This window comes from Streptomyces sp. NPDC002845 (assembly GCF_053591955.1).
In genome coordinates, this window is record NZ_JBSFUU010000248.1 from 1 (window position 1) to 1,243 (window position 1,243).

Consider the following 1,243-nt stretch of genomic DNA (forward strand, 5'->3'; position numbering starts at 1 on the left):
TGGATAGATAATTTTTACTTGATAGGTCATATCTACTATTATATCAAGATGTGAGCATAAATTGGGAAAATGCGAAGAAAAAATAGAAAATTTTTTGTTTCTATTTTTAGTCAGCATCAAAATTTATTTTTTTTATCACTTTTTATTGGTGCAAACTGAATTATTATAGATTTTTATTTTTTACGCAAATTGTAAAATGAAGTTAGCCACCTTGAGTCAAGCAAAAAACATCTGAATCTCTTATACTAGAAGTTCGACCAAATAGTATAAAAAGGAAATTCAGATGCAAGACTATTCTATCACAAGCCAGAGCAAAGGGAAACACCTGACCAATCAAGACCGTTTAAACATTGAACGTTGGCACAATAAAGAAGGACTGAGCAACCGTGAGATTGCGCGCTTATTGAATAAAGCTCATGGGACGATTGACAGAGAGATGAAGCGAGGGGAAATCCAGCTCAAGCGGAAGGTAAAATACTCTGCTAAAAAGGCTCAAGAAAATTATGAAGGATTGAGGGCTCACAGTGTTCGTCCGAGTAAACTCACGACTGAGATTGATTGTTATGTGAGTACACGTCTTAAAGAAGACAAGGACTCTTTGGAAGTCATTCATCAGGCTCTAAAAGGAGTTTCTCTGAGCAGCCTCTACAATTGGGTCAACTGGGGCTGGTTAGAAGCCAAGCGTCATCATCTTTTCTATCCGCAGTATAAGGCGGCAAAGAAAATCAAACCTCGTGCGCCAAAGCATCCTTTTGGCAAGTCTATTGAAGAACGGCCTGAGTTCATTAACAATCGCTTAGAAGTGGGGCATTACGAGATTGACACGGTCATTCTTACGAGAGCTAAGAACAAGGTGCTTTTGACGCTCACAGAGCGAAAATACCGCACGGAGATCATTCGCTTGATTGATGGGAAAACAGCACAGGCGGTCAATGATGAGCTGGTGGAACTTCAAAAAAGTTATGACTTCAAATCCATTACCCCTGACAATGGCCATGAATTTGCAAGGCTCTCTGAGGTCGTAAGCTGTCCAGTTTACTATGCACACGCCTACGCGAGCTTTGAGCGAGGGACGAATGAAAACCATAACCGAATGATTCGTAGGCATCTGCCAAAAGGCACAACAAAGACGACCCCTGAAGAAGTCGCCGCTATCGAGTATTGGATGAACCATTATCCAAGAAAAATGTTCAACTATAAGAGTTCATATGAGATGAGCTTGGCTGGCTAACTTGGACTTGCA

The 1,243-nt window shown here is 40.5% G+C and carries 1 protein-coding gene; it reads left to right on the plus strand.

Annotation, left to right across the window (positions count from 1 at the left end; all coding sequences use genetic code 11):
- Positions 1–283 precede the first annotated feature (283 nt).
- Positions 284–1,231, plus strand: coding sequence for an IS30 family transposase (locus ACWD3C_RS48665; protein ID WP_003130410.1), 948 nt, complete (start codon positions 284–286; stop codon positions 1,229–1,231).
- Positions 1,232–1,243 lie beyond the last annotated feature (12 nt).